We start from the raw sequence: 1,116 nt of genomic DNA, 5'->3' as shown, positions 1-1,116 counted from the left end.
CGAGGTAGAACAGCGCGTAGCCCGGCGCGCCGATGTAGGGCACCAGCACCTGCTCCATGACCCGGCCGAAAAAGTAGAACGTCACCATGTTGAACAGCAGGTGAGCGCCGTCGGCGTGAATGAAGCCGTGGGTGAGCAGCCGCCACCACTCGCCCCGCGCCACGCCCGGAGGCCAGTAGATCAGCGCGTCGAACAGCGTGGGGCGCTGCCAGGCGGCGAGGGAGACGGCGACGGTCACGCCGATGATCAGCAGGGTCACAGTCATTGAGGGCATCCCGGTTCCTTGGCGGACGATGCGTTCAGTATGGGGGCGGCGCCCGTGATTCCGAAGGCGGTGGCGGGTCGCCGATAACGGCGTCATTTGTGAAAGCGCATCCGATATGCTTTAGTAACAGCTGCTTGGGGGACAAAGCGTGAATGCGCTCGAAACGGGGCCCCGACCACTAACGGCCCCAACGGGGTGATCCTGCCCTGAAAAAAGAAACCAAGGGGCACTAATTCATGGCTGCTGTTGAGCACGGCGGAGAGGGCTCGATTCTGATCGCCGACGGCGAGCCCGCCGTGGCCATGGCGACATCCAGCAACCTCCAGACCGCCGGTCTCAGCGTCCGTGGCGTGGTCCACAGTCTGGAGGGCGTGCGTGAGCATCTGCGGGCATGCATCAATGATCCCCGTAGCAACATGCTCCTCGCCGTCGTGGGCGAGACACTGCTGGGCGAGGCGGACAGCCGTCCAGGCCGGGATCTGCTGGCGCTGGCGCAGGAGGCGGGGGTCGGCCTGGTCCTGCTGCGCCGCTCCCGCGCCGGCGTGCGTCCCGGCGATCTGGCGGCTGCCCGGGAGCGGGGGCTTCTCGACGTGCTCACCACCGGTGAGGCGCAGGAGGGCATGGCCCACCGTTTCTCGCTGCTGCTCTGGACCCAGGCCGAACACCGTGCGTTGCGCCTGCGCGAACGGGCACTGGAGTCCGAGGTCTCGGAGCTGCGGGTCATGGAGTCGCGGCTCGAGCACCTCGTCTATCACGACGATCTCACCGGTCTCTGGAACCGCCGTCGTCTCAAGGAGGCTATCGAGCTCGCGATCTTTCGCGCCACCAGCCTCGATCGCCCGTGCTCGCTG

At 66.6% G+C, this 1,116-nt stretch carries 1 protein-coding gene and 1 pseudogene; one reads left to right on the top strand and one right to left on the bottom strand.

Translation table 11 applies throughout. The features are described 5' to 3' along the window. The coding region (locus G7A99_RS05900; RefSeq protein WP_163139189.1) for a rhomboid family intramembrane serine protease at positions 1-265 on the bottom strand (265 nt) is incomplete at its 3' end. A gap of 236 nt (positions 266-501) precedes the next feature. Here G7A99_RS05900 and G7A99_RS05895 point away from each other — a divergent pair. Next, positions 502-1,116: pseudogene (locus tag G7A99_RS05895) on the top strand (hypothetical protein); the annotation flags it as partial.

It is taken from the genome of Arhodomonas sp. KWT (genome assembly GCF_010993615.1).
This window is presented reverse-complemented; position numbering and strand designations above follow the sequence as displayed.